The organism is Corallococcus sp. CA047B, assembly GCF_003612065.1.
Taxonomy (GTDB): Bacteria; Myxococcota; Myxococcia; order Myxococcales; family Myxococcaceae; genus Corallococcus; species Corallococcus praedator.
Map to the genome: position 1 here is coordinate 1 of NZ_RAWD01000128.1, position 24,922 is coordinate 24,922.

Here is a 24,922-nt window from a genome sequence, read left to right on the forward strand (position 1 = left end):
GGGTTGGGCCCAGCCGCGCCGTGCGAGCAGGGGCAACTGGGGCAGCAGCGTCATCTGTCCGGCGACGCGGGCCAGGTGGCCGAAGCCCACGGGTTGCAGGTCGCGCAGCAGCTTCTGGAAGACGGCGGTGTCGCCGTCGCGCAGGTAGAAGCGCGCGCCCAGCACGGAGGACAGCCGTCCCATGGCGTCCATCAGGACGCGGGGCACCAGGAACTTCACGGCGGCGGTGGTGAGGCTGGCCTCGCGCGGCAGCAGGTGCACGCCGCGCGCGGCCACGGTGGTGAAGGCGTCACACAACAGCAGGTCCGCGAAGGTGTCCGCGAGCACCGAGCGCGTCTGGGGCAGGTCCGTCACGGCGCGGCCGTACACCGTGCGTGCCTTGGAGGCCTGGAGCGTCGTGCGCAGGCCCGTGTCGACGATGCCCTGGAACATTCCGGGCAGCGCGACGCGGGTCACCTGGAAGGACTTGAGCGCGGTCTCCAGTCCCTGGCCCGGCGTGCCGAGCACCCCGTCCGAGGGCACCGGACAGTCCCGGAATGTCACCCCGCCCAGGGGCACGCCGCGCATGCCCGTGGTGCGGAAGCGGGGCAGGTGCGTCACGCGATCCCTCGGTGCGCGCGTCAGGTCCACCAGCACCTGCGAGTGGTTGCGGCTGCCCGTGCCCGCCTGCGTGCGCGCGAAGAGGATCACGGCGTCCGCGCGGTGGATGTTGGAGATGACCTGCTTGGTGCCGTTCAGCAGCAGGCCGTCCCCGGAGGGCAGGGCCTCGAACTCCACGCGCGCCAGATCATTGCCGTGCGCCAGCTCGTAGTAGCCGCACGCGAGCTTGCGCTTTCGCAGCAGCAGGTCCGCCACGGTGTCGCGCTGGGAGGCGGTGCCCGCGGTCCACACGTTGACGGACGCGATGAGCGAACTGGCGCCGTAGCCCAGGCCCAGGCACGGGTCGCGGCGGAACACCGCGCGCATCAGGGAGATGAGCCGGGGAAGGCTGGCCAGCCGACCGCCTTCGGACACGGGGACGAACTCGGCGCCCAGGCCGAAGGTGTCCAGCAGGTGCTCGCCCGCGTCGAGCAGCTCTCCCCGCTCGTCCGCGGCGAGCACCTGGGAGAAGCCCACCGGGTTGGCGTCGTCCCAGGGGTCGCCCAGGCGCTGCTCCAGCGCTTCCACGGAGGTCGGATCCACTTGGGGGGTGGTCATCACGAAGCACCTTCCGTCCGCGCGTCCGCCAGCAGGGAGAAGACGCCGGTCGTGTCCACCACGACGTCGGCCAGCCGGTCGAAGACGCCCGTGTCTCCTGGCGGATCCTCCGGCGACAGGCGTGACAGCACCCGCACGAGGCAGGCCTCGAGCCAGAGCGCGTCGCGCCACAGGGGGCCTTCCGGCGCCCGGTTCGCATGGTTCAGCCACAGGTGCACGCACGCCGCGCCCGCGAAGCAGGCTTCGTAGTGTTCGGCCAGATGAAAGGCTTCCGGGGGCACGTCGCGCGGGGCCGGAGGCTGCGCGGCCATGCGCTGGTGGACGGCGTCGGTGGCGCGCGCCAGGGCTCGGGCCAGGTACGCGACGCCCTTCGGCAGCGCGCCACTCTCCACCAGTGCCTGGAGGCGGACGACGGCGGCGGGCAGTCCCTGCACGACGCTGCACCCGGCGGTGGAGACGAGGCCCAGGCGTGACAGGTCTGCTTCGGGGAGCGGGGCGCTGAGCGTCGTCGCCGTCGCCAGTCCCTCCGCGTCCCGCCGCTCCTGACGGAAGGCCCGGACGAGCACGGGGAACTGGTTGATGACCGCGTTGCGGTTCACCAGCGTGCTGCCGTCGAAGATGGCGATGATGCGGTGGTCGCGCTCCACCTTCTGGAACATGCCGTGCGCGTACACGTCGGTGAGGAACGAGCGCGCGCCCATCAGGTCCGCCAGCTGCGAGATCATGTCGTTGATGGCGGTGGGGACGAACGCCTTGGTGAGCGCGGAGGTGAGGCTCGCCTCGGGCGTGAGGGCGTGCAGGGCCCGGCTGCCCACGGTGCTCACGGCCTCCGCGAGCAGCAGCTGCGTCGCTGCCTCGCCCAGGGGCCGCCGCGCCCGGGGCAGGTCCACCAGCCGGCGCTCATAGAGCTGGTGCGCCTTCGCGAAGTCCACCGTGAGGCGCAGCGCGTGGTCCGCGGCGCCCAGGGACATGGCCACCGCCACGGTGCGGGTGAGCTGCAAGGCCTTGAGCACCAGCTCGATGCCGCCGCCGGGTTTCCCCACCAGCGCCGTGGCGGGCACGTCCGCGTCGGTGAAGACGATGCCGCTGATGTCCGCGCCCCGGATGCCGTGCGTCCGCTCCTTGGGCAGACAGCGGAACGCACCGGCCGGAAGCTGGCGCTTGTCCACCAGGAACACGCTGAAGCCCCGAGGCCCGCCCGTAGGCTCGGTCCGCGCGAGCACGCTCATCAGGTGCCCCCGCGTGGCGTTGTTGATGAGCCACTTCTCGCCGTTGATCCGCCAGCCGTCCGCCGTGCGCGTGGCGGACAGCTCTCCGGCCAGCAGGTCGCTGCCGTGGTGACGTTCGGTCAGTCCCCAGGACACGCGCGCGCCCCGGGCTACGTCCTCTCCCAGCGCCACGGCCTGCTCCTGAGTTCCCCCCACCCACGTGCACGCGCCGCCCAGGAAGGTCTTCCCATGGCCGATGGCCGCGGTCAGGTCGCGCCGGGCCACCGTGCGCCACAGCGCCACGAGCTCGGGGTAGTGCTCGAGCCTTCCCCCGTGCCGCGTGGGCACGTAGTGCGCGCCCAGGCCGAAGGACTCCAGCGCCTGGCACGCGGCGTCCGGGAAGGCCTCCTCACGGTCCAGCTTCGCGACCCGCGCGGGTGCGAAGGGGCCGTCCCCGGTGTCCAGTCCGCGCAGCAGCGCTTCCAGCGCCACGGCGGGAGGGTGGGCGGTGTCCGGACTCATCCCGCCAGCTCCTCTTCTCCGGCACCGTGCATCGCGTCCAGGTCCGGAGGCGGGGTCTGGGGCTGGGACTGACGGGCGTGGGTGACCTGCGCGTCCAGTTCCTCGTGGAGCGCGGGCAGAGCGTTCGCCAGGAACAGCGTGCGCATGGCGGCGCGTTGGATCTTCCCGCTCGTGGTGCGCTGCACGCTGCCGGGCTTGAGCAGAACCACGCCCCCCACGCGGATGCCGAACTCCCGCGACACGGTGGTCTTCATGCGCGCGGCGAGCTGCTGGTACGCCTCCGTGTCGAAGCGGCCCTTCACCTCGTGGGTGACGACGACCGACTCCTCCTCGTCCGGCGGAGACACGGTGAACACTGCGCCGAAGCGCGTGGCCAGCTCCGGGTGCTGGGCCCGCAGCTCGTGCTCCAGGTCCTGCGGGTAGAGGTTGCGGCCGTGGGTAATGAGCATCTCCTTGATGCGGCCGGTGACGTAGACCTCGCCGTCCAGCACCAGGCCCAGGTCGCCCGTGCGCAGGTAGCCCGCGTCGCCCTCCGCGGTGACGGCGTTGAAGTTCGCCGCCGTGGCGTGGGGGTTGTTCCAGTAGCCGCGCGACACGCTGTCGCCCTTCAGCCAGATTTCACCCACGTGGCCGGGACGCAGCGACGCGCGCGTCGTCGGATCCACCACGCGCACGTCGTAGCCCTCCGGGACGCCGCAGCTCACCAGCTCCCGGGCCTGCTGCCCCTCACTGGCGACGCGGTACTCGTGGCGCTCCAGCGCTTCGGCCACGACACGCTGGACCACGGGCGCGCGGTGGGCACGGCCGGAGACGAACACCGTGGCCTCCGCCATGCCGTAGCACGGGCAGAGGGCGGACTCGCGGAAGCCCGCGGCGGCGAAGCGCTGGGCGAACGCGCGCAGGGTGGACGCCTGCACGGGCTCCGAACCATTGGCCGCGAACCGCCAGCGCGACAGGTCCATCCCCGTGAGCTGCGCGTCGCTGACGCGGCGGCGGCACAGCTCGAACGCGAAGTTGGGCGCCGCCGAATAGCCGATGTCGTGCTTGTCGATCATCCGCAGCCACAGGTGCGGACGCATGACGAACGCGTTGGGCGTCATCAGCACGCAGGAGCTGCCCAGGAACAGCGCCGGCAGCAGCTGCGCCATCAACCCCATGTCGTGGTACAGCGGGATCCAACCGCCGAAGCGCGTGGTGTCCGTGAACCCGAGCGCGCGCTGGAAGCTGGCCACGTTGTGCAACAGGTTGTGATGCGAAACCATCACGCCCTTGGGCTCGCCCGTGGATCCGGACGTGTATTGCAACAGCACCAGCGTGTCGCGCGACGTGGGCGGCATCCGCCACGCCTCCGGGTCGCCCACGCCTGGCACGTCCGTGGCGAGCACCGTCACCCCGTCCAGGCCTTCGGCCTGGGCCCACTCCGTCACGGCCGCGGCGTGGACGCTGTCGGTGAAGACGGCGCGCACGCCCGCGTCCCGGGCGATGGACCGGACCCGGCGGCGCTGGTGCGCGTACTGCCCGGGCAGCGGGGCGGGCACGGCGATCATCCCGGCGTAGAGGCAGCCGAAGAAGGCCGCCACGAAGTCCACGCCCACCGGGTAGAGCAGGAGGATGCGCTCGCCCTCGGGGAAGCGCTCCTGGAGCCACGCGGCCAGCCGGCGCGCCTCCAGGTCCAGGCGCTGGTAGCTGAAGGTGGTGGCGCCGTCCGCGCGGTCCAACTCGCGCACCAGCGTCACTGCTTCCTGGTCGGGGCGGCTGCGGGCGTGTTCGCGCAGCAGGTCGGTGATGTGGGGGGCGTGCTCAAACGCGGGCATGGGACCCTTCCTTCTGCGCTCGCGGCGGAGGCAGGTAGCCAGTGGAGACGAAGTAGTCGAGGTAGAGGCGCAGGAAGGCGGGGTCCACCTCGCGGCACCGGATGTCCGAACCCTCCAGCGCCGCGTGCAGGTTCGTGGTGTCGAAGTGCGGCTCGCTGCCCGCGTACCCCACGTCCTCGGACGGCGTGTCCTCGGTGAAGAGCGGGTGGAAGCGGGTGAGCGCGTTGTCGTCGCCGCGCTCCACCGCCGCGCTCAGCTCGCGGTACCACGTGGCGTAAGGCACGCGCCGCAGCGGGTAGCCGCACTCGTCCAGCATCTCCACCAGCTCGCTCCAGCGCACCGTGCGGGCGCCGGGCAGGTGGAACGCGGTGCCGTGGCGCTGACCGCTCAGCGCGACGTGCGCGACGACGCGGGCGCAGAAGTCCACCGGCACCATCTCCAGCAGCACGTTGAAGTCCAGCGCAGCGCCCAACTGGATGCAGCCCTTCATCGTCTCGTTGAGGAAGGTGTCCGTGGAGCAGGCGCCCGTGTCCTGCGCGCCGGTGATGAGGCCCGGCCGGTAGATGCACACCGGCAGGCCCCGGTGTCCCGCGAGCGAGACGAGCTTGTCGCCCACCCACTTGGTCTGCCGGTAGCCGCCCATGACGCCGGTAGGGTCGGTGAGCTCCGCCTCCGCGAAGTGCTGCGGGCCCGGATGGCCGGGGAACACCGCGAGCGAGGAGACGAAGTGCACCGGCTTCACGCGCTCGCGACATGCCAGCCGCAGCACCTCCAGGGTGCCCAGCACGTTGACGGCCTTCAGGCGCGGGTAGGGCAGCGCGTAGCTGGAGTGCGCGCCGTTGTGGATGATGACCTCCACCTCCCGGGTCAGCGTCAGGTACTCCGCGCGCGTGAGGCCGAAGTAGGGACGGCCCAGGTCCCCCGCCACGCCGATGAGGCGGGCCGCGTCGGCGTCGCGCCACAGGCCGTAGCCGGTGAGGTTCTGGCGCACTCGCTCCAGCGCGGCCGCCGCGTCCTTCGCCCGCGCGAGCACGTAGAGGCGCGCGTCGGAGCGATCCAACAGCTCGCGCACCAGGTACGCGCCGGTATAGCCGGTGCCTCCGGTGAGCAGCACCGTGCGGTAGGGCGCGGTCGCGGGAGGCAGGGTGCCCGGGGCGATGCGGATGTCGTCCGGGAGGGAGGCCTCGGCCCACAGGTCCTCGCTGGCCAGGCTGCGGGGACTGGCACCGTGCGCGGACGTGCCGCCCGTCTTCGCGCCGATCATCCGCACGAGCTCAGCGATGGTGGGGCGCTCGAAGAAGCGGCGCATGGCGGGGGCCACCCCGAAGGCCTCCTTCACGCGCGCGGCCATCTGCGCCGCCGCCACGGAGTCGCCGCCCAGGTCGAAGAAGCTGTCTTCCACGCCGACGCGGCCCACGCCCAGCACCTCCTGCCAGAGCTGCGCGAGGCGCAGCTCCTCCGGCGTGGCGGGCGCCACGTGCGCGGTGGTGGAGGGTTCGGAGGGGTCGCCCAGCGGCAGGCGGCTGCGGTCCACCTTGCCGTTGGGCAGCTTGGGCAGCGTGTCCAGGATGACGAAGCGCGTGGGGACCATCACCTCCGGAAGGTGCTCGCGGGCGAAGGTGCCCAGCGCGGTGCGCAGCCCGGACACGGAGGTGGACATGAGCGGCGCGTTCGCCGCGCGGGAGGGGGCGTCACTCATCGCGTCTGCTCCTTCGCTTCGAAGACGGCGTCGAACGAGCCCGCGCGTCCGGACGCGGGGGTGTACAGCCGCACCGTGTGGCCATGGCGATTGGCCAGGGCCACCACGTCCTCCGGATCCACGGCGGCGTCCTCATCCGCGTCCCAGAGCGCGCGCTCCACGTCCCAGGCCGTCTGCCCGGGCGCCGCGTCGCGCAGCAGTCGCACCAGCGCCAGCGGACGCACGAGCCGCCGGTTGGGGATGCCGGTGACCGCGAACGCTCCGGCGCCGCGCGGTGCCTCCAGCTTCTTTTCGAGCGCCGCGTCCCCACTGAGCGTGTCCCAGCCGACCGTGTCCGTCACCGGTGCCGGTGCGTCGCCCCCGAGCGTCACGTCGTAGCGGAAGCAGGTGAGCTCGTTCACGGCGTGGCCGCGCTTGAGCTCCAGGCGCACGGGTTGTCCGGCGCGCGCGGCGTGTTCGCGGAAGAAGGACGGGGCCAGGCACAGCTCGCGCTCGGCGGTCACCTGCCGGGCCACCGCCGCGGCCAGGTCCCTCGCGGGCATCAGCGCGGGCGCCTTGTGCAACTGCACGGACGCGTGGAAGGCCTCCAGCAGCTCCAGGTCCCGGACGTCGCCGACGAACACGGAGCCGCTGGTGCCGGCCACGCGCGTCGCTTCGTCCAGCACGCGCGTCAGGTACTCCGTGCCCGGGAAGTATTGGATGACGGAGTTGATGACCACCGTGTGGCCGGCGTTCCCGGGCAGCGTGGACAGGTGGCCCGCGTCGCCGTGCACGAGCGTGACGTGCGCGGGCAGGGGGCCGCTTCCCAGCGACGCGGCGGCGGTGCGCAGGGCGGCGGGCGACACGTCCAGGCCCAGGTAGCGCTCGACGTGGGGCGCCAGGTGGCGGAGCACCAGACCCACGCCGACGCCCACGTCCACCAGGGTGCGCGGGCGCAGGGCGGTGACGCGCTCCACGGTGTGGCCCAGCCACTCGCGCATCTGGGCCGGGGGAATGGGTTCGCCGGTGTAGCTGCTGAGCCATCCGGAGAAGTCGCGGTCCAGGTCGGTGCCGCGCGCGCCCGTCTCCGGGTCGGTGTACGCGCCGTCCCAGACCTCACCCCAGCGCCGCACGTGCGCGTCCTCCGCGCCCCGGTCCATCAGCCCCTGGCCCGGTGCGACGAAGGCGACCAGCTCCGCGGATCCGTTGGCGCGAGCCACCGCGACGACGGCGACGGAGGCCACCTGCGGATGGCGCGACAGCACGCCCTCCACCTCATCGGGTTCGATGCGGTGCCCGCGGATCTTCACCTGCCGGTCCACGCGCCCCAGGAACTCCAGCACGCCGTCCGCACGCCAGCGCGCGCGGTCCCCGGTGCGGTACATGCGCCCCGGCCGCGTGGGGTGCGGCACGAAGCGCTCGCCCGTCAGCTCCGGGCGGTTCAGGTAGCCCAGGCTGACGCCCTCGCCGCCAATCCACAGCTCGCCCGCGACGCCGATGGGCATGGGTTCGAGCGCGGCATCCAGCACCAGGACGTCCGTGTTCGCGATGGGCCGGCCAATGGGGATGACGCCCTGGCGCGGGTCCTGCTCCACGTCCACCTCATGCACGGTGGACCACACCGTCGTCTCGGTGGGGCCGTACATGTTGAACAGCTTCACCCCGGGCAGCCGCGCGCGCACGCGCTCCACCAACCCCGCCGGAAGGATTTCCCCTCCGACGAGTACCGCGCGCGCGCCGGCCAGTGAATCCAGTGCGGCGGGCTCCGCGGCCACGGCGGCCAGGAAGGACGGCGTGCTCTGGGTGAGCGTCACGCCATGGCGGCGGCACAGCTCCGCGAAGGCGTACTGGCCTTCCGCGTCGTCCGAGCCGGGCGCGCGCACCAGGTTGTTCACCAGGCCCTCGCTGGCGATGACCACCCGCGCGCCGTGGGTGAGCGGCCAGAGCAGCTCCAGCACGGAGATGTCGAAGGACATGCTCGTGAGCGCGAGCACGACGTCGTCGGGCCCGCAGCCGATGCGCGCGTCCATGCCCAGGAAGAAGTTCACCACGTTGTGGTGGCGCACCCCCGTGCCCTTGGGTCGGCCCGTGGAGCCGGAGGTGTAGAGCACATAGGCCGCGTCGTGGCCGTCCGCGCCCGCCTTCCACTCCTTCGCGGGCCCCGCGCCTGCCTCCCCCGCATCCACGTGCACCACCACGCGAGCGGGCAGTCCGGTGGGGCCTTCGGGCCAGGTGATGAGCGCGTCCAGGTCCGCGTCGGAGGCGATGTACTCCAGGCGGTTCTGGGGGTAGCCCGGATCCAGCGGAACGTACGCGGCGCCCGCCTTCATCACCGCGACCAGCGCGATGACGAGCTGGGGCCCGCGCGGAAGGCTCACGCCCACCCGGTCGCCGCGACGCACCCCCTTCGCGTGCAGCAGGGCCGCCAATCGTTGGGCCCGCGCATCCAATTCCGAGTACCGCACCGTGACGTCGCGGTGGACGAGCGCCACCCGGTCTCCCGCCGTGCGGGCCTGATGCTCGATGAGCGCGTGGACGGTGAGCTCGCGGTCGTAGGGCACCGCCGTGTCGTTCCAGCGTGCCACGCGCTCGCGCTCCGCCGCGTCCACGAGCGTCACGTCGGAGAAGCGGGCATGCGGGGTGGCGGCGACGGCCTCCAGCGCGCGGCGGTAGTAGCCGGTGAGCCGCTCGCAGAAGTCGGCGTCCAGCGCGGCCATGTCGCAGTCCAGCCACAGGCGCAGGCCGCCCTGCACCGGGTCGTAGAGGAAGTTCACCGCGAGCGGGTAGTTCGTCTCCGCCACGCCCACGCCGTCCAGGATGAGCGCGCCCGTGGGGCCGGTGACCTTCCACTGCCTCCGGAAGTCCATGAAGTTGACGTAGCTGTCCAGGGGCAGCGCGTTGCCCAGGTCCCGCTGCACCTGCATGAACGGGTAGCGGCGGTGCGGCGTGGCCTCGCGCTCGTGGGCGAAGATGGCGTGGGCCGCGTCGCGCAGCGTGCCCGTGCGCGTGTCGACCCGCAGCGGGAGCGTGTTGAGGAACACGCCGATGACCTCGTCGCCGCCTTCCTCTTCCAAGCGGCCGTTGGACACCACGCCGGTGACGACCTCGTCCGCGCCGCACACGCGCCGCAGCACCGCCACGTGCGCCGCGGCGAGCAGCGACTTGAGCGGCAGGGCCTCCTCCACCGCGCGCAGCCGCAGCCGCTCCGCGAGCTGGGGGGACAGCGGGACTTCATGGGGCTGGTGCCGGGGCGGACGCACCTCGCCCGGAGCCGTGGGACGGCGGGGCAGCGGGGTGGGTTCCGCGCCTCGCAGCAGCTCCGTCCAGAAGCGGCGGGACTCGGGACTCGCGACCACGCGGCGCTCCTCCGCCACGAAGTCGCGGTAGCGCGACGCCACCGCCGGCAGCCACAGCTCCTCGCTGGCCAGACGGGCGCGATAGCGGGTGACGATCTCCTCCAGCATCGCCCCGTCGCTCCATCCGTCCAGCACCACGTGGTGCTCCACCACGGAGAGTTGGAAGGACTCCGCGCCGCGCAGGTGCACGGTGAACGCGAGCAGGGGCGGTGAGGCGGGATCGAAGCGGCGGAACTTCTCCCGGTCCATCCACGCCTGGAGCGTCGCGCGCACGGCGTCCGCGTCCAGAGCGCTCCAGTCCCCCTCGACGTGGAGGGGCACCGACACCTCCGGATGCACCAGTTGGAGCGGCTCCGAATACGAGGACAGATCGAACGAGCTGCGCAGCGCGGGGTGCCGGCGGAACGTGTCCGTCAGCGCGCCGCGCAGGGCCGCTTCGTCGAAGCGGGCGCCCACGTGGAGGCTCGTCACCACGCGGTAGACGGACGTCGAGTCGTCGAACTCGGCATGGAAGAGCATGCCGGCCTGCATCGCGCTCAGCGGGTAGGCGTCCTCCAGGCCTGCGGGCAGTCGCGCCCGGTCTGTGTCGCGCAGCAGGGCGAAGGGGTCGGCGTGCTCGCGCCGGTGGCCGGTGCCATCCAGCGGGTGCAGGTGCCTGGCCAGATCGCGCAGGGTGGGATGGCGGAACAGATCCTGGACGTGGAACGTCAGGCCCTGCTTCTCCAGCGCCGCGCGCACGCGGATGCTGAGCATGGAGTCGCCGCCCAGCGCGAAGAACGAATCATCCAGGCCCAGGTGCTCGCGCCCCAGCACCTGCTTCCAGACGGCGTGCAGGCTCACCTCGTGCGGCGTGGAGGGCGCCTCCGCGGGGCCGGTGGACTCCAGCGTGGGGGCGGGCAGGGCGCGCCGGTCGACCTTGCCGTTGGACGACAGGGGCAGGGCGTCCAGCACCAGCAGGTGTGCGGGCACCATGTACTCGGGCAGCCGCTGGGCGGTGTACTCCGTCAGCTCGCGCGGCGTGGGCGCGGGGAGGCCCGGCTTCGCCACCACGTACGCCACGAGCCGGCGATCCGCGCGGGTGCGCTCCCAAGGCGTGACCACCGCCTGCTCCAGCGCGGGGTGCGCGAGCAGCACGGATTCAATCTCTCCCAGTTCGATGCGGAAGCCGCGCAGCTTCACCTGATGATCCAGCCGGCCCAGGAACTCGATGGCGCCGTCCGGACGGTGGCGGGCCAGATCTCCGGTCCGGTACATCCGGGCCCCGGACCGCTGGGAGAAGGGGTCGGGGATGAAGCGCTCGCGCGTGAGGTCCGGGCGGTTGACGTAGCCCAGCGCCACCTGGACGCCGCCGATGTGCAGCTCCCCCGGCACGCCGGGCGGGGTGGGCTGTCCCGTGCGGTCGAGCAGGTAGATGGCCGTGTTGTCCACCGGCCGCCCGATGGGGATGGGCCCCGACGCGTCCTCCGGGGCGCACGCCCAGGCCGTCACGTCGATGGAGGCCTCGGTGGGGCCGTAGAGGTTGTGCAGGCCGATGCCGTGGGCCTCGCGCGGGAAGGTGTCGAAGAAGGCGCGCACCGTCTCCGGGCGCAGCGCTTCGCCGCTGCACATCACCCGGCGCAGGCCCGTGGCGGTGGCGGCCTCGGGTTCCGCGAGGAACAGGTCCAGCATGGGCGGGACGAAGTGCAGGGTGGTGACGGCCTCGTCGCGGATCGTCCTCGCCAGGTAGCGCGGATCCTTGTGGCCCCCGGGCGCGGCGAGGAACAGCCGGCTGCCGACGAGCAGCGGCCAGAAGAACTCCCACACCGACACATCGAAGGTGAACGGCGTCTTCTGCAACACCGTGTCGTCCGGACCCAGGCCGTAGGTGTCCTGCATCCACAGCAGCCGGTTGACGACGCCCCGGTGCGGCACCGCGACGCCCTTGGGCCGCCCGGTGGAGCCGGACGTGTAGATGACGTACGCCGCGTCCTCCGGGCCCGCGGTCCGGGGCCGCGGGGTGGACACCTGCGGCAGCGTGGGCAGCAGCGTGTCCAGGGCCAGCGCCTCCACGCCCAGGCCCTCCAGTCGCGAGGCCAGCGAGGCGCGCGTGAGGACGGTGCGCAGGCCCGCGTCCGCCATCTGGAACTCCAGCCGGGCGCGGGGAAGCTCCGGATCCAACGGCAGATAGGCCGCGCCCGCCTTGAGGATGGCCAGCAGGCCCACCACCAGCTCCAGCGAGCGCTCCTCGAACACGCCCACGTGCTGGCCCGCCCGGACGCCGCGCTCGCGCAGGTGCGCCGCCAGCCGGTCCGCCCGGGCCCCCAGCTCCCGGTACGTCAGCGCGCCGCCCGCGACGGCGGCGGCGATGGCGTCGGGGGTGCGGCGGATCTGCGCGTCGATGAGCTCGTGCAGGGTCCCGGACAGGTCATGGGGCCGCGAGGTGGCGTTGAGCCCCTCCAGCAGGTGCTGGCGCTCGCCGTCCAGGAGCAGCTCCAGCCGGTCCACGGGCAGCTCTGGCTCCGCCCGGGTGAAGCGCTCCAGGAAGGACAGGAAGCGGCGCTGGTGCCCCGCGATGTCGTCCGCGCTGTACAGGTCCGGGTTCGCGTCCAGATAGAGCTGGAGGTCGGAGCCATCCGAGCGCCCGTAGAACCCCAGCAGCAGGTCCTTCACCGGCCCGGAGGAGAGGTAGTGCGCGGTGGTGGGGTGCTCGCCAAAGCGCACCGCGTGGTCGAAGGAGACGACGTTGACCACCGGCCCGTTCGCGCTGCCCTCGTGGCCCTTCAGGCGCAGGGAATGCTGCAGCTCCTCGCCCCGGTGCCGCTGGTGCACGAGCAGCCGTCCCACCTGCGAGGACACCTGCTTCACCAGCGACTGGAGGCTGGAGCCCGGGGGCATCGTCAGGCGCAGGGGCAACTCGTTGGCCAGCATGCACGGCGTGGCGCGCGAGGCGGGCGTCAGGCGGCTGGAGACGGGCAGGGCGAGCACCACGTCCTCCGCGCCGGTCATCCGATGCAGGTAGGCCGCCGTCGCCGCGATGACGATGACCGACCAGCGCGTCTGTTCCCGCCGGGCCGCCGAGCGCAGCGACTCCAGGGCCTCCGGGGACAGGTGCGTGGTCCGGCGCAGCAGCCCCCGCGAGGCCAGGGTCGCGGGCGTCGCCGTCAGGCGGGCCGGCTCCGGCGGGGAGGCGAACGCTTCGCGCCAGTAGCCCGCGTCGCGTCCTGCCTGCGGCGAAGCGGCGTACGCGGCGTCCTCCTCCAGGAGCGTGGCCAGCGGGGCGAACACAGGCAGCTCCGCCTCCGGCTGCCCCACGAGCGCGGAGTAGCGCTGGGCCACCCGGCGCCAGTAGAGCGTCTGGCCGAAGCCGTCCATCAGGATGTGGTGGTAGCGGACGTAGAAGAAGGACCGCTCCGGGCCCGCCTGGAACAGCGCGTGGTGGAAGAGGGGCCCCTTTCGCAGGTCCACCGGACGCGACAGGTCGGATCGCATCCACGACTCGGCGGCCTGTCGCGGGTCGGCGTCGCCGCTCACGTCCACCACGTCCACGGCCACGTTCTCAAGGGAGACCGGCACCTGCCAGGGGCCGTCCGCGTCCTCGATGAAACAAACCCGTAGGGTTTCGCTTTCCCAGACAGTCTCACGGACCGCCTGCATCAGAAGCGATACATCCACCGGTCCGTGGATCTCAAGGTGGGCGCCACAGTTGTAGCGGGGATTGGTGGGATCCAGCTGCTGGGCAACCCAGACACCGCGCTGAGCGGCGGTCAAAGGCCAGCGAGACACAGCCGTGTCCGTCCCTCTCATCCGAGCATCCCCCAATCCGGAACGACGCCCGTGAAGACGTCATCCGCAAGGACTTCCCCAAAAGCATTCCCCGGCCGGACAGTTACGTTTGAAGCCTTGCTTGGTCAAGACAAAACAGATCAGGCCGGATAGGCACAATCTCGTGACCGAAATGGTTACATGGAATAAATTGTAATAATTGCGTACGGAATATTCGACGCATGCGACGTAGCAGTGCCTTTTCCGCGCCGGATTTCGTTGGGGCTCGGAGGTCCGGGGCTGGCGTGGTCGCCCGTGTGGCGCGGGCGCGCTATCGTGAGAGGCATGCTCCTGCCCGTCCTCACCGGTGTCTGGCTGTCGCTGTCCGGTGCGCTGGGCACGGAGCTGCGGCGGGACGGCTACAGCTTCCGGCCGCCGGATACGTTCCGGATGACGCGCTGGGAGCGCTACGCCGGCTCACACGCGGGCGCGGTGTCGGAGGACGCGGCGCGCACGCGCGGGCTGTCCGCGGCGCTGGCGGATGGAGAAGGCCCGGACGCGGCCACGTTCCTCATCGCGGTGGTGGACGGAGGCTTCTCCGCCAGCCCCTCGGAGCGCGATGCGTTCTCCACCGCCGTGGTCCAGCACTTCCAGCGGGAATTGGGCGTGGCGCTGACGCCGGAGCGGGTGGACCGGGTGGGCGGGCCGGTGCCCCGGGTGGAGGTGCTGGGCACGCTGCGCGAGGCCGGGCAGGTGCGCACGGTGCTGGTGACGGGGCTCGCGTCGGAGGGGCGCCACGCCGTCGTCACGGTCAGCGCGCCCGCCGCCCGCTGGGATGCCATGGCCCCCCGGGTGCGCGCCTCGCTGGAGACCTTCCGGATGGACGCCCCGGTGACGGGCGTCATCTCCAAGCGGCTCGCCGGGGCGCTGGCGGGCGCCCTGGCCGGGGCGCTGCTCGTCTCCTATGCGGCCTGGCGGCGCCGGCGGCAGGGGGAGGGGCCCGCTTCCACGTAGGCGGTGCGACGCATCCCCGGTGCGGCTCGCGCTGGGATACGGTGCCGCGCCCATGTTCTCCCTCCTCCTTGTCGCCGTGCTCGCGCAGGGGCCCCTGACGCCCCCCGGCCCGCCGACCGTTCCGGTACCGATACCGGATGCCGGCGTCGTGGACGCGGTGGTGCCGCCGCTCCCGGTGGCCTCGCTGCCGCCCGCCACCCATGACTTGTTCCGCCGCATCCAGGGCCGCGTCGCGCAGGTGCGCATCATCGAGCGCCGCTCCGGCACCAAGTCCTCCATCGGCTCCGCGTTCTTCGTGAGCGAGAAGGGCCACGCCCTCACGAACTACCACGTGGTCTCCGACGTGGTGCTCCACCCGGAGGACTACACCGCGGAGCTGGACCGGGGCGACGCGACGGTGCCGGTGCGCCTGCTCTCCGTGGACGTGGCCAGCGACCTCGCGGTCATCCAGGTGGAGGCCCCTGTCGCGGACTTCTTCCGGCTGGAGGATCGCGAACCGCCGCAGGGCACGCGCCTGTTCGCCATGGGCAACCCGCGCGACCTGGGCACCACCATCGTGGAGGGCACGTACAACGGGCTGGTGCGCGACGCCCTCTACGAGCGCGTGCACTTCTCCGGCGCCATCAACCCCGGCATGAGCGGCGGGCCCACGCTGAGCGGCGAGGGCGGCGTGGTGGGCGTCAACGTGGCCACCATGGGCAACCAGGTGGGCTTCCTGGTGCCGGTGGCGCGGGCGCGGCAGTTGTTGGATCGCACCCTGGAGCTGCCGGCCCCGCCGGACGCGGCCGCGCTGCTGGCGTCCGTGCGCGAGCAGTTGCTGGCCAACCAGCAGCGCATCACCGACCGGCTGATGGCCACGGAGCTGCCCAAGCAGACGCTGGGCGAGTACCGCGTCCCGGGCCGCTGGAGTCCCTTCCTCAAGTGCTGGGGCGACACGCCGCATGATCCGGAGACGCCCTACACGGTGACGAGCTACCAGTGCTCCTCCGAGGAGGACATCTTCCTGTCCTCCAGCCACCGCACGGGCGTCGTGTCCTACCTGCACCAGCACGTCACGAGCCAGAAGCTGGGCGCGATGCGCTTCTCCGCGCTCTACAGCACGCTCTTCTCCCAGGATCCGGATCCGGTGTCCGCCACGCGCGAGGACGTCACCAACTTCCGCTGCACATCGGAGTTCGTGGACGTGAAGGGCCTCACGGTGAGAGCCGCCCTCTGCCTGCGCGCCTACCGCCGCTTCCCGGGCCTCTATGATCTGGTGCTGCGCGGGGCCACGCTGAACGCCTCCACGCACGGGGTGGACACCAGCCTCACGCTGGGCGGCTTCTCCGCGGAGAACGCGCGCAAGCTGGCGCGCCGCTACCTGGAGGGTCTGTCGTGGACGAAGTGATCTTCCTGGAGGTGTTGGAAGGCGACGCCGTCCAGGCCCGCCACCGGCTGGAGAAGTGGCCCGTGACGGTGGGGCGCGGCTACGGCAACGACGTCATCCTGGACGACCCCAAGGTCTCCGCCGAGCACCTGCGCCTGGAGCGGCGCGAGGACGGCGCGGTGGTGCTGCGCGACGTGGGCAGCGTGAACGGCACCTTCAGCGTGACGCCCTGGGCTCGCATCCAGGAGCTGGTGCTCACGTCGGACGTGCGCGTGTCCGTGGGGGACACGGTGTTGCGCTTCCGTCCGCGTGGCTTCGCGGTGGAGGACACCGTCGTCAACGAGGCCCCGGCCGACGCGCGCGAGCGTCTCTTCGAGCGCCCCCGGGCCTTCGCGCTGACGATGCAGGCGCTGGTCGCCACGTCCTTCATCTCCGAGCGGCTGACCCAGTTCCAGAAGACGGACTGGGGGGACCTGCTGCTCTCCAGCGTGCTGCCCCTGGGCCTGACGCTGCTGTGGGCGGGGGGCTGGTCGCTGGCCAGCCGCATCGCGCGCCGGAGCTTCTACTTCCGGGCGCACGCCACCATCGGCGGGATGGTGCTGATGGGCTTCGCGCTCGCGCCGCCGCTGTTCGCGCTCTTGAGCTTCAGCTTCTCGCTGGGCGCGTGGCTGGGCTTCGTGCGGACGCTGGCCGTCCTGGCCCTGGTGGGGTGGGGGCTGTACTGGCACCTGCGCTACGTGACGCGGTGGAGCGGCAAGCGCGTGGCGCGCGGGCTCGCGATCGCGTCGGTGGGCGTGCTGGTGCTGTCCAACGTGCCGAAGCTGCTGGGCAACGAGGACTTCAGCGACGCGCTGGAGTTCCCCCGCTCACTGCTGCCGCCCTCGCTGCGGCTGGCCCCTGCGCACTCGATGGATTCGTTCTTCGAGGAGCTGGCGCCGCTGGAGAAGAAGGTGGACACGCTCGCGAAGGAAGACTGAACGGGCGCGGCCACCTTCTTCGTGCAGGGCGCCCTACATCCCGCGCACCTCGTGGGGCTTGTAGGGGGCCTCCAGCGCCTTGATCTCCTCGGGCGCCAGCTTGAGGGTCACCGCCTTCACCGCGTCCTCCAGGTGCTCCGGCTTCGTCGCGCCGATGATGGGCGCGGTGACGACGGGCTTGGACAACAGCCACGCCAGGGCCACCTGCGCGGGCGGGGCCTTGCGCGCCTCGGCCACCTTCTTCACCGCCTCCACCACGTCCCAGTCCCCGGCCTGGTTGTAGAGCACCGGTGACAGCGTGTCGGAGCCCGCGCGCGTCGTGGCCTCGCGGTCATCCAGCGACTTGCGCGAACCGGTGAGAAGCCCCCGGGCCAGCGGCGACCAGGGGATGACGCCAATGCCCTCCGCCTCGCACAGGGGGAGCATCTCCCGCTCCTCCTCGCGGTACACGAGGTTGTAGTGGTCCTGCATGGACACGAACTTCGCCCAGCCGTTGCGCTCGGAGACCCCCAGCGCGCGCGCGAACTGCCACGCGTAGGAGGAGCTGGCGCCCAGGTAGCGCACCTTGCCCTGGCGCACGAGCTGATCCAGCGCGGACAGCGTCTCCTCGATGGGCGTGTTCGGATCCATCCGGTGGATTTGATACAGGTCGATGGTCTCCACCCCCAGCCGCTTGAGGCTCGCCTCGCATGCCTGGGTGATGTTCTTGCGCGACAGGCCGCGCTCGTTCTGCCCGCTGCCGGTGGGGAAGTAGACCTTCGTCGCCAGCACCACTTCATCCATCTTCGCGTAGCGGCGCAGCGCGCGGCCCGTCACCTCCTCGCTGACGCCGTCCGAGTACATGTTCGCGGTGTCGAAGAAGGTGACGCCCAGCTCCACCGCGCGGCGGAAGAAGGGCTGCGCTGCTTCCTCGTCCAACACCCACGGGCGCCACTTCGGCGTGCCGTAGCTCATGCAGCCCAGGCAGATGCGGGAGACCCGCAGGCCCGTGTGACCCAGGTTGGCGTACTTCATGGTGCGCTCCCTTTGTCCGTGGTGGGTGCCCCGTGCAGGGCCCCACTTGAGTGCCAGTCCGACGTGCTGCTTGCGTATGACCCACCATGAGCGAGCGCTTCAACCTCTTGTCGCCCGAAGTGAGAGCCAATCCCTATCCCACCTATGCCCGCATGCGCCGTGAGACGCCCGTGTGTCAGGTGGACCCGGGCGGGATGTGGGCGGTGTCGCGTCATGACGACGTGCTGCGCGTCTTGAAGGACCCCCAGCGCTTCTCCTCGCAGGGCTTCCGCAACGTCACCAACCCGCCATGGCTGGGGGGCAATCCCTTCGCGGACTCCATGCTGGTGATGGATCCGCCCCACCACGGCCGCCTGCGGGTGCTGGTGCAGAAGGCCTTCGGCGCGGCGGCCATGGCCCGGCTGGAGCCCCGGGTGCGGGAGCTGTGCCGGCAGGCGGTGGCGGACCTGCCCCGCGGCCGCCCGGTGGACATGATGCAGCCCTTCGCCCTGCGCATCCCGGCCGCCGTCATCAGCGAACTGCTGGGCCTGGACCCCCAGCACTCCCCGCGCCTGAAGCACTGGGCGGACCTCCTGACCGGCGGCGTCAGCACCGTCCGTCCAGAGGAGGAGGAGCGCAAGCAGCGCGCCCGCGACGCGGTGGCGGAGGTGCGCGCCTGGTTCGGGGACGTGCTGGACGCCCGGGCGCGGGAGCCCGCTGGCACCGACCTGCTCGGCGAGCTGCGACAGGCCCGCGTGGAAGGCGAGGCCCTGACGAAGGATGAGCTCATCGCCTTCATGGTGCTGCTGCTGGTGGGCGGCATCGAGACGGTGGTGCACCTCTTGGGCTCGTCGCTCGTCGTGCTGCGGGAGCACCCGGAGGTGTGGGCCCAGCTCCGGGCGGACCGCTCGCGCATCCCCGCCTTCCTGGAGGAGGTGCTGCGCTACGAGCCGCCCCTCCAGGCCGCGCCGCGCCTCACCACCGAGGACGTGGAGGTGGGCGGCGTGAAATTGCCCAAGGGCGCCTCGGTGCTGGTGCTCCTGGGCTCCGCCACGCGCGACGAAGCGCACTTCCCGGACGGCGACCGCTTCAACCTGTCCCGCCCCGGCCCCCAGAACCTGCCCTTCGGCCATGGCATCCACTTCTGCCTGGGCGCGCAGCTGGCGCGGATGGAAGGACGGCTGGCCCTGGAGGCCCTGCTGGACGCCTTCAGCCACCTGGAGTCCGGCCCGGAGCCCATGACGTGGCACCGCACGCTCCTGGTGCGTGGGCCCGCCACGTTGCCCCTCGTGCTCAACCCCGCCTGACGCAGGGCAGGGGACGTGGCCCGCAAAGACAACGGGCAGGTTCCCGAAGAAGGGAACCTGCCCGCGTCACTTCAGGACTTCGTGAGGACCGTTACGCCCGGACTTCCGCGGGAGGCGTCTCCGCGGTGGCGGCGGGCAGCGCGGCGCCCTCCTTGAACGGCGAGGTCTCCAGCGCGGCCTTGAGGACCTCATCCATGTGCGTGGCGAAGATGAACTCCAGCTCGTTCCTCGCCTGATCCGGCACGTCGATCAGGTCCTTGCGGCAACGCTCCGGCAGGATGACGCGCTTGATGCCCGCGCGGTGCGCCGCCAGGACCTTCTCCTTGATACCACCCACCGGCAGGACCAGGCCGCGCAGCGTGGCCTCGCCCGTCATCGCCGTGTCGTGCCGCACCCGGATGCCCGTCAACAGGCTGGTGAGCGCGGTGAGGATGGTGACGCCAGCGGAAGGACCATCCTTGGGGATGGAGCCCGCGGGGAAGTGCAGGTGCAGGTCCGTCTTCTCGAGGAAGTTCGGGTTGATGCCGAGCAGCTCCGCCTTGCTGCGCAGGTAGCTCAGCGCCGTGGACGCGCTCTCCTTCATCACGTCGCCCAGCTGGCCGGTGAGCGTCATGCCGCCCTTGCCCGCCATCTTGGTCGCTTCGATGAAGAGCAGGTCGCCGCCCGCCGCGGTCCACGCGAGGCCCGTCGCCACACCGGGAACCTCCGTGCGCTCCGCGACCTCCGAGTAGAACATCTCGGGCCCGAGGATCTCCTTCACGCGCTCCGCGCCAATGGTCTGCTTGTCCAGCTTGCCCCCGGCCACTTCCACCGCCACCGCGCGGCAGATGTCCGCGATGCGGCGCTCCAGGTTACGCACGCCGGCTTCACGCGTGTACGAGGTCGTCAGGATGAGCAGCGCGTCATCCAGGATCTCGATGTGATCCCCCGACAGGCCGTGCTCACGCAGCTGCTTGGGCACGAGGTGGATGCGGGCGATGGCCTGCTTCTCCTCGAACGTGTAGCCCGTCAGCTCGATGATCTCCATGCGGTCGCGCAACGGACCGGGGATGGGATCCAGCTGGTTCGCCGTGGCGACGAACATGACCTTCGACAGGTCGAACGCCACATCCAGGTAGTGGTCGCTGAACGTGCTGTTCTGCTCCGGGTCCAGCACCTCCAGCAGCGCCGCGCTCGGGTCGCCGCGGAAGTCCGCGCCCAGCTTGTCGATCTCATCCAGCATCATGACCGGGTTCTTCGTCCCGGCCTTCTTCATGCTCTGGATGAAGCGGCCCGGCAGCGCGCCCACGTAGGTGCGCCGGTGGCCACGGATCTCCGCCTCGTCACGCACGCCGCCCAGGGACAGGCGCACGAACTTGCGGCCGGTGGCCTTCGCCACGCTCTGGCCCAGCGACGTCTTGCCGACGCCCGGGGGACCGACGAGGCACAGGATGGGCCCGCGCATGTCGTTCTTCAGCTTGCGCACGGCCAGGTACTCCAGGATGCGCTTCTTCACCTTCTTGATGCCGAAGTGATCCTTGTCCAGCTGCTGGCGCGCGTTCTCGATGTCGAGGTTGTCCTCGCTGATCTTCGACCACGGCAGGTCCGCGATCCAATCCAGGTAGGTGCGCGCGACCGTGTACTCGCTGGAGGCCGCCGGAATCGTCTTCAGGCGGTTGAGCTCCTTCTGGGCGACCTTCTCCACTTCCGGGGGGAGGGCGGCCTTCTTCAGGCGCTCCTGGAGTTCGTCCAGCTCCTCCTCCTCCTCGCCCATCTCGCCGAGCTCTTCCTTGATCGCCTTCAACTGCTGGCGCAGGTAGTACTCGCGCTGGGTCTTCGACATCTCGCCCTTCACGGCGGAGTCGATCTTGTTGGAGAGCTTGAGGATCTCGCGCTTGCGGTTGAGCAGCTCCAGCACGAGCTTCATGCGCGCCTTGAGGTCGACCGTCTCCAGCACGGCCTGCTTCTCCTCGATGGGCACGTCCACGTTCGCGGCGATGAGGTCCGCCAGGTGGCCCGGGTGCGTGATGCTCTCCACCAGCTCCGTGGCGGCGGCGGGCAGCTCGGGCATCAGCTCGATGACCTCGCGCGCCAGCTTCTTCAGGTTGATGCCCAGGGCCTCCACTTCGACGTTCTCGGAGGAGGTCTTGTCCTCCACGGCGTCGACGCGGGCCTTGAGGTAGGGCGCTTCCTGCACCAGCTCCATCACGCGGAAGCGCGCGAGGCCCTGGACCACGAGCGAATAGTTGTCCTCGCCCATCTTCAAGAGCTTCACGATGCGGGCGACGGTGCCCATCGTGTACAGGTCGGACGCGCCCGGATCTTCTTCCTCGGCGCGGCGCTGGGTGACGACGCCGATGACCTGATCATCGCGAACGGCGTCCTTGATCAGCGCGATCGTCTTCTGGCGGCCGACGGCCAGGGGCAGCACGCCCCCGGGGAAGAACACGCTGTTGCGCAGCGGCAGGATGGGCAGCACCTGCGGGATGTCTTCCTTGTTGATGAGCCCCGGAGGGGCCATCGCGGTGGGCATGGCGCTGGCCGCGGTGCCCTTCTTCTTCTCGTCAGACATGGAGTTCGGCCTCTTCCTTGCTTGAACCCGGTCAGCAAGCGGCCGGGCCGGTGAACCATCCGGTTGATTTCTGCGACGGATGAACCAACGTAACAACCAAACCGGACATGGCAAACGTGATGTGCGTTATTTCCGTGCCTCGTCGGCTGTACGACGCTCCTCTTTTAACGGCCCAGAAGTCTCGCGTCCGAAGGGGGGGTGGGGCATGCTTGCCCCCTCTCTGCCGCACTGGAGGCCGACGTGAAGATCCACACCTGTGCCCACCTGATGACGCTGTCCGCGCTCCTGGCGGTCGGCTGTCACTCGCCCGTTGACGACGCGGGTTCCACGGTGCCGGAGGCCTGCGAGGCAACCCCTCCCGTGGTCGCGCCGCAGAAGACGGACATCCTCTTCGTCATCGACAACTCCAGCTCCATGCTGGAGGAGCAGCAGGGCATCGCCACGGAGCTGCCTGCCTTCCTGGCCGCGTTCAAGGCGGGCAGCGGCGTGGCGCAGGAGTTCCGCGTGGGGGTCATCACCACCTCCGTGTACCAGCGGCTCACCGTGGGGGACGGGGCGGACAACATCCGCTCGTACCCGGATCAGGAGGGGCGCCTGCAGCCGGTGAAGGACGAGGCCGGGCAGCCCACCGCCGAGCGCTTCATCGACAGCTCGGATCCGCTGCTCCTGGACAAGTTCCAGCGGCTGGTGGCGCAGGGCACCCAGGGCAGCGGGCAGGAGACGCCCTTCGAGGCCGTGCGGCTGGCGGTCGACTCGCCCCTGACCCGGCAGGCCCTGGAGGAAGGTGGCAACGCCGGCTTCCTGCGGGACGGCGCGCGCCTGCTGGTGGTGGTGGTGTCGGACGAGGAGGACTGCAGCTCCACGGTGCGGCCGCCGCCGGTGGCGCTGGGGCAGGATCCGGCCGTGGACGCGTGCAGCGCCCAGGCGGACAAGCTCACGTCGGTGGAGGAGTACTACCGGATCTTCCAGAACCTGCACGACGGGCGGGGCGCGTCGCGTGAGGTGCTGTGGGCGACCATCGGGCCGGTGTCGCTGACGGACAAGCGCGCGGAGGCGGTGACGGAGGTGTCGGGCGGGAAGACCTACGTGCGCAACGTCGACTGTCCGACGTCCTACGGGCCCGGCTACCGGCAGAGCGCCCTGGCGCAGGCGTTCGACTCGACGCGGGCGAACCTGGATTCCATCTGCAAGAGCAACTACCAGCAGACGCTGGTGGACATCGCGGAGCTGGCCACGGTGGCGCAGAGCGTGGACGTGGTGAACCTGCCGGATCCGCGGCTGGCGGTGGTGTACGTGACGCGCGCGGATGCCTCGGTGCAGACGTGCACGGTGGCCAACGGCGACATCCGCTACGAGCCGTCCGGCGATGATCGCTCCGCGCGCCTGTTCTTCCTGGGCCCGTGCCTGCGGCGCGTGGGCGACACGAAGGTGGAGGTGAAGGTGCTGTGCGCCGGGTAGTCGCGGGCTGATCCGCGCGCCTCCCGGGCGCGTTGCGTGCGAAGGGCCTCGCGTGAAGACGCGGGGCCCTTTTTCGTTGTGGCCGGAAGCAAGTGACCCGCCATGTCCGGTGCCGCGAAACAGGACGCGCGCGGATCCATTTTTTTCCTCCGAGCAAGCACCCGACCCGACAGGTTGGAACGGCCATCAAACCCCTCGCGCGGCTGTCAGACGGCTTCGCATACTGGCCGGACATCCGCACCGGTTCCGGGTGCGCGTGCGAGGGAGGCGACGACATGGGCGCGGCGGTGGAACGGTCGGCGTTGGGGGTGGTGGAGGAGCTGCGCGAACGGATCCGTCAGCTCCAGGCCGCGCCCCGGCGCGCGCTCTCGGTGCTGCGCACGGGCGTGGACGCGGTGGACGCGCTCTTGCCCATGGGCGGGCTTCCGCTGGGCCACTCCGTGGAGCTGTGCGGCGAGGCGGCTTCGGGGCGCACCAGCCTGGCCCTGCGCGCGGCGGCGTCCGCGCACCGGGAGCAGCGCCTGTGCGCGTGGGTGGATGGCCCCCGGGAGCTGTATCCGCCCGCGGCGTCGGCGCTGGGCGTGGACCTGGAGCGGCTGCTCGTCGTGCGGCCCCGGCTCTTCGCGCAGCGGGTGTGGTCCGCCGTGCAGCTCGCGCGCAGCGGCGCCTTCACGTGCGTGGTGGTGGACCTGACGCACGGCGTGGGCGCGGCGGGCCGTCCGGAGCGGCTGTCCCTGCCGGAGGCCCGGAAGCTCGCGGACGCGGCGGCGCGAGGCGGAACGCTGGTGCTGCTGCTGACCTCCCCGGAGGCCCCGGCGGATGGGCTGGCGCGGCTGCGGCTGGAGGCCCGGGGCGTCCAGGGCTGGTCCGTGGAGCTGGAGCGCAGCCGGGGGGGCGGCGTGGGGATGCGCGTCGTGAGCCCCTGGCAGGCGCTGTACCCGGAGGTGGGGCTGGAGGCCGGGGCCCGGCTGGACGTGGACGACCTGGGCGCCGACGCGGGCGCGGCCAGCGCGGGGCCGGGCTTCTACCGCGAGCCGGGCGACAGCGTGCGCAACGGCTGCGGCATCCTGGGCCAGCGCCCCGGCCGCGACGCGCCCATGCCCTCGCTGCACCCGGGGCTTCCGCCGTCGTCGGGCACCTGCTGAGGGCACGTCATGCGGAGGGGCTATCTGCACGTCACGCGCTTCCCGGTGCAGCGCAAGGTCATCGAATCGCCGGGACTCTCAGGCCAGCCGTTCGCGCTGGTGGAGGAGGTGCGCGGCCAGCGCCGGGTGGCCTTCGCGTCCACGCGCGCGCTGAAGGTCGGCGTGCGGACGGGGATGACGCTGACGGCGGCGACCGCGCTGGAGCCCGAACTGAAGCACTTCCCCTACCGTCCCCAGGACGACGCGCAGGCGCTGCGCGTGCTGGGGGAGTCGCTGCTGGGCCTGTGTCCGGGCTTCCAGCGCAGTGCCCCGGACGGCCTGTGGTTCGACGCGGGGGCCGCGCACCTGGTGGGCGGTGAGCCGGAGCTGGGGGCTCGCGTGCTGGAGGTCTGCGCGGAGCAGGGCTACCGGGGGCATGTGACGGTGGCTTCGGAGGCGTTCACCTCGCGGGTGCTGGCGCGGCACGGCACCCAACGGGTGGCGGTGGTGCCGGAGGGGCAGGGCGCGCGGGCGCTCGCGCCGCTGCCGCTGCGGTCGCTGGAGGACGACGCGGTGCGCGCCTTCACGGTGCTGGGGCTGTCCACGCTGGGGGAGG

13 protein-coding genes and 1 pseudogene are annotated in these 24,922 nt (G+C 71.5%); 7 read left to right on the forward strand and 7 right to left on the reverse strand.

What is annotated here, in order from left to right:
• From D7X74_RS20490 to D7X74_RS20510, 5 genes are all read right to left on the reverse strand, one after another.
• A partial coding sequence (locus D7X74_RS20490; protein WP_147446629.1) for an acyl-CoA dehydrogenase occupies positions 1 to 1,197 on the reverse strand: 1,197 nt, incomplete at its 3' end.
• Positions 1,197 to 2,927 carry an acyl-CoA dehydrogenase gene (locus tag D7X74_RS20495; protein WP_120534674.1) on the reverse strand — a complete coding sequence of 577 codons (1,731 nt, stop codon included), beginning with the start codon at positions 2,925 to 2,927 and terminating at the stop codon, positions 1,197 to 1,199. The genes D7X74_RS20495 and D7X74_RS20490, both read right to left, overlap by 1 nt.
• Positions 2,924 to 4,741 carry a fatty acyl-AMP ligase gene (locus tag D7X74_RS20500; protein ID WP_120534675.1) on the reverse strand — a complete coding sequence of 606 codons (1,818 nt, stop codon included), beginning with the start codon at positions 4,739 to 4,741 and terminating at the stop codon, positions 2,924 to 2,926. The genes D7X74_RS20495 and D7X74_RS20500 overlap by 4 nt, the downstream gene beginning before the upstream one ends.
• The gene (locus tag D7X74_RS20505) at positions 4,728 to 6,440 is read right to left on the reverse strand and encodes a thioester reductase domain-containing protein (protein WP_120534676.1); all 1,713 of its coding nucleotides are present in this window, start codon (positions 6,438 to 6,440) and stop codon (positions 4,728 to 4,730) included. The genes D7X74_RS20500 and D7X74_RS20505 overlap by 14 nt, the downstream gene beginning before the upstream one ends.
• Positions 6,437 to 13,558: a non-ribosomal peptide synthetase gene (locus tag D7X74_RS20510; protein WP_120534677.1), complete on the reverse strand. Its 7,122-nt coding sequence runs from the start codon at positions 13,556 to 13,558 to the stop codon at positions 6,437 to 6,439. Before D7X74_RS20510 ends, D7X74_RS20505 begins: the two co-directional genes overlap by 4 nt.
• A 303-nt stretch (positions 13,559 to 13,861) precedes the next feature.
• Between D7X74_RS20510 and D7X74_RS20515 the strand changes: the two genes are divergently transcribed.
• Genes D7X74_RS20515 through D7X74_RS20525 form a run of 3 tightly spaced genes read left to right on the forward strand, consistent with a single transcriptional unit; the run spans position 13,862 to position 16,873 of the window.
• Positions 13,862 to 14,530, forward strand: a complete 669-nt coding sequence (locus D7X74_RS20515) for a hypothetical protein (protein ID WP_120534678.1) — start codon at positions 13,862 to 13,864, stop codon at positions 14,528 to 14,530.
• 52 nt (positions 14,531 to 14,582) lie between these two features.
• Entirely contained in the window at positions 14,583 to 15,917 is a 1,335-nt protein-coding gene (locus D7X74_RS20520; protein WP_120534679.1) for a serine protease, read from the forward strand.
• Positions 15,905 to 16,873 (forward strand): FHA domain-containing protein, encoded by a 969-nt coding sequence (locus D7X74_RS20525; protein ID WP_120534680.1) that lies wholly within the window; start codon positions 15,905 to 15,907, stop codon positions 16,871 to 16,873. Before D7X74_RS20520 ends, D7X74_RS20525 begins: the two co-directional genes overlap by 13 nt.
• A 33-nt stretch (positions 16,874 to 16,906) precedes the next feature.
• Here D7X74_RS20525 and D7X74_RS20530 read toward each other — a convergent pair whose 3' ends face one another.
• Positions 16,907 to 17,887 (reverse strand): aldo/keto reductase, encoded by a 981-nt coding sequence (locus tag D7X74_RS20530; protein WP_120534681.1) that lies wholly within the window; start codon positions 17,885 to 17,887, stop codon positions 16,907 to 16,909.
• An 86-nt stretch (positions 17,888 to 17,973) separates the two neighbouring features.
• On the opposite strand from D7X74_RS20530, the gene D7X74_RS20535 reads away from it, so the two are divergent.
• The gene (locus tag D7X74_RS20535) at positions 17,974 to 19,173 is read left to right on the forward strand and encodes a cytochrome P450 (RefSeq protein ID WP_120534682.1); all 1,200 of its coding nucleotides are present in this window, start codon (positions 17,974 to 17,976) and stop codon (positions 19,171 to 19,173) included.
• Between the two features lie 91 nt (positions 19,174 to 19,264).
• On the opposite strand, the gene lon is transcribed toward D7X74_RS20535, so the two are convergent.
• Positions 19,265 to 21,724: an endopeptidase La gene (gene lon, locus D7X74_RS20540; RefSeq protein ID WP_120534683.1), complete on the reverse strand. Its 2,460-nt coding sequence runs from the start codon at positions 21,722 to 21,724 to the stop codon at positions 19,265 to 19,267.
• A 240-nt stretch (positions 21,725 to 21,964) separates the two neighbouring features.
• Here lon and D7X74_RS20545 point away from each other — a divergent pair, with 240 nt between their 5' ends.
• From D7X74_RS20545 to D7X74_RS20555, 3 genes and pseudogenes are all read left to right on the forward strand, one after another.
• Positions 21,965 to 23,182 carry a VWA domain-containing protein gene (locus tag D7X74_RS20545; protein ID WP_120534684.1) on the forward strand — a complete coding sequence of 406 codons (1,218 nt, stop codon included), beginning with the start codon at positions 21,965 to 21,967 and terminating at the stop codon, positions 23,180 to 23,182.
• 275 nt (positions 23,183 to 23,457) lie between these two features.
• Entirely contained in the window at positions 23,458 to 24,327 is an 870-nt protein-coding gene (locus tag D7X74_RS20550; RefSeq protein ID WP_120534685.1) for an ImuA family protein, read from the forward strand.
• Positions 24,328 to 24,336: 9 nt separating this feature from the next.
• Positions 24,337 to 24,922: pseudogene (locus D7X74_RS20555) on the forward strand (DNA polymerase Y family protein); the annotation flags it as partial.

Excerpts from the sequence above, each read along its gene's own strand:
- D7X74_RS20495 (WP_120534674.1), bottom strand. The coding sequence starts at position 2,927 with ATGAGTCCGGACACCGCCCACCCTCCCGCCGTGGCGCTGGAAGCGCTG.
- D7X74_RS20500 (WP_120534675.1), bottom strand. The coding sequence starts at position 4,741 with ATGCCCGCGTTTGAGCACGCCCCCCACATCACCGACCTGCTGCGCGAA.
- D7X74_RS20505 (WP_120534676.1), bottom strand. The coding sequence starts at position 6,440 with ATGAGTGACGCCCCCTCCCGCGCGGCGAACGCGCCGCTCATGTCCACC.
- D7X74_RS20510 (WP_120534677.1), bottom strand. The coding sequence starts at position 13,558 with ATGAGAGGGACGGACACGGCTGTGTCTCGCTGGCCTTTGACCGCCGCT.
- D7X74_RS20515 (WP_120534678.1), top strand. The coding sequence starts at position 13,862 with ATGCTCCTGCCCGTCCTCACCGGTGTCTGGCTGTCGCTGTCCGGTGCG.
- D7X74_RS20520 (WP_120534679.1), top strand. The coding sequence starts at position 14,583 with ATGTTCTCCCTCCTCCTTGTCGCCGTGCTCGCGCAGGGGCCCCTGACG.
- D7X74_RS20530 (WP_120534681.1), bottom strand. The coding sequence starts at position 17,887 with ATGAAGTACGCCAACCTGGGTCACACGGGCCTGCGGGTCTCCCGCATC.
- D7X74_RS20535 (WP_120534682.1), top strand. The coding sequence starts at position 17,974 with ATGAGCGAGCGCTTCAACCTCTTGTCGCCCGAAGTGAGAGCCAATCCC.
- lon (WP_120534683.1), bottom strand. The coding sequence starts at position 21,724 with ATGTCTGACGAGAAGAAGAAGGGCACCGCGGCCAGCGCCATGCCCACC.
- D7X74_RS20550 (WP_120534685.1), top strand. The coding sequence starts at position 23,458 with ATGGGCGCGGCGGTGGAACGGTCGGCGTTGGGGGTGGTGGAGGAGCTG.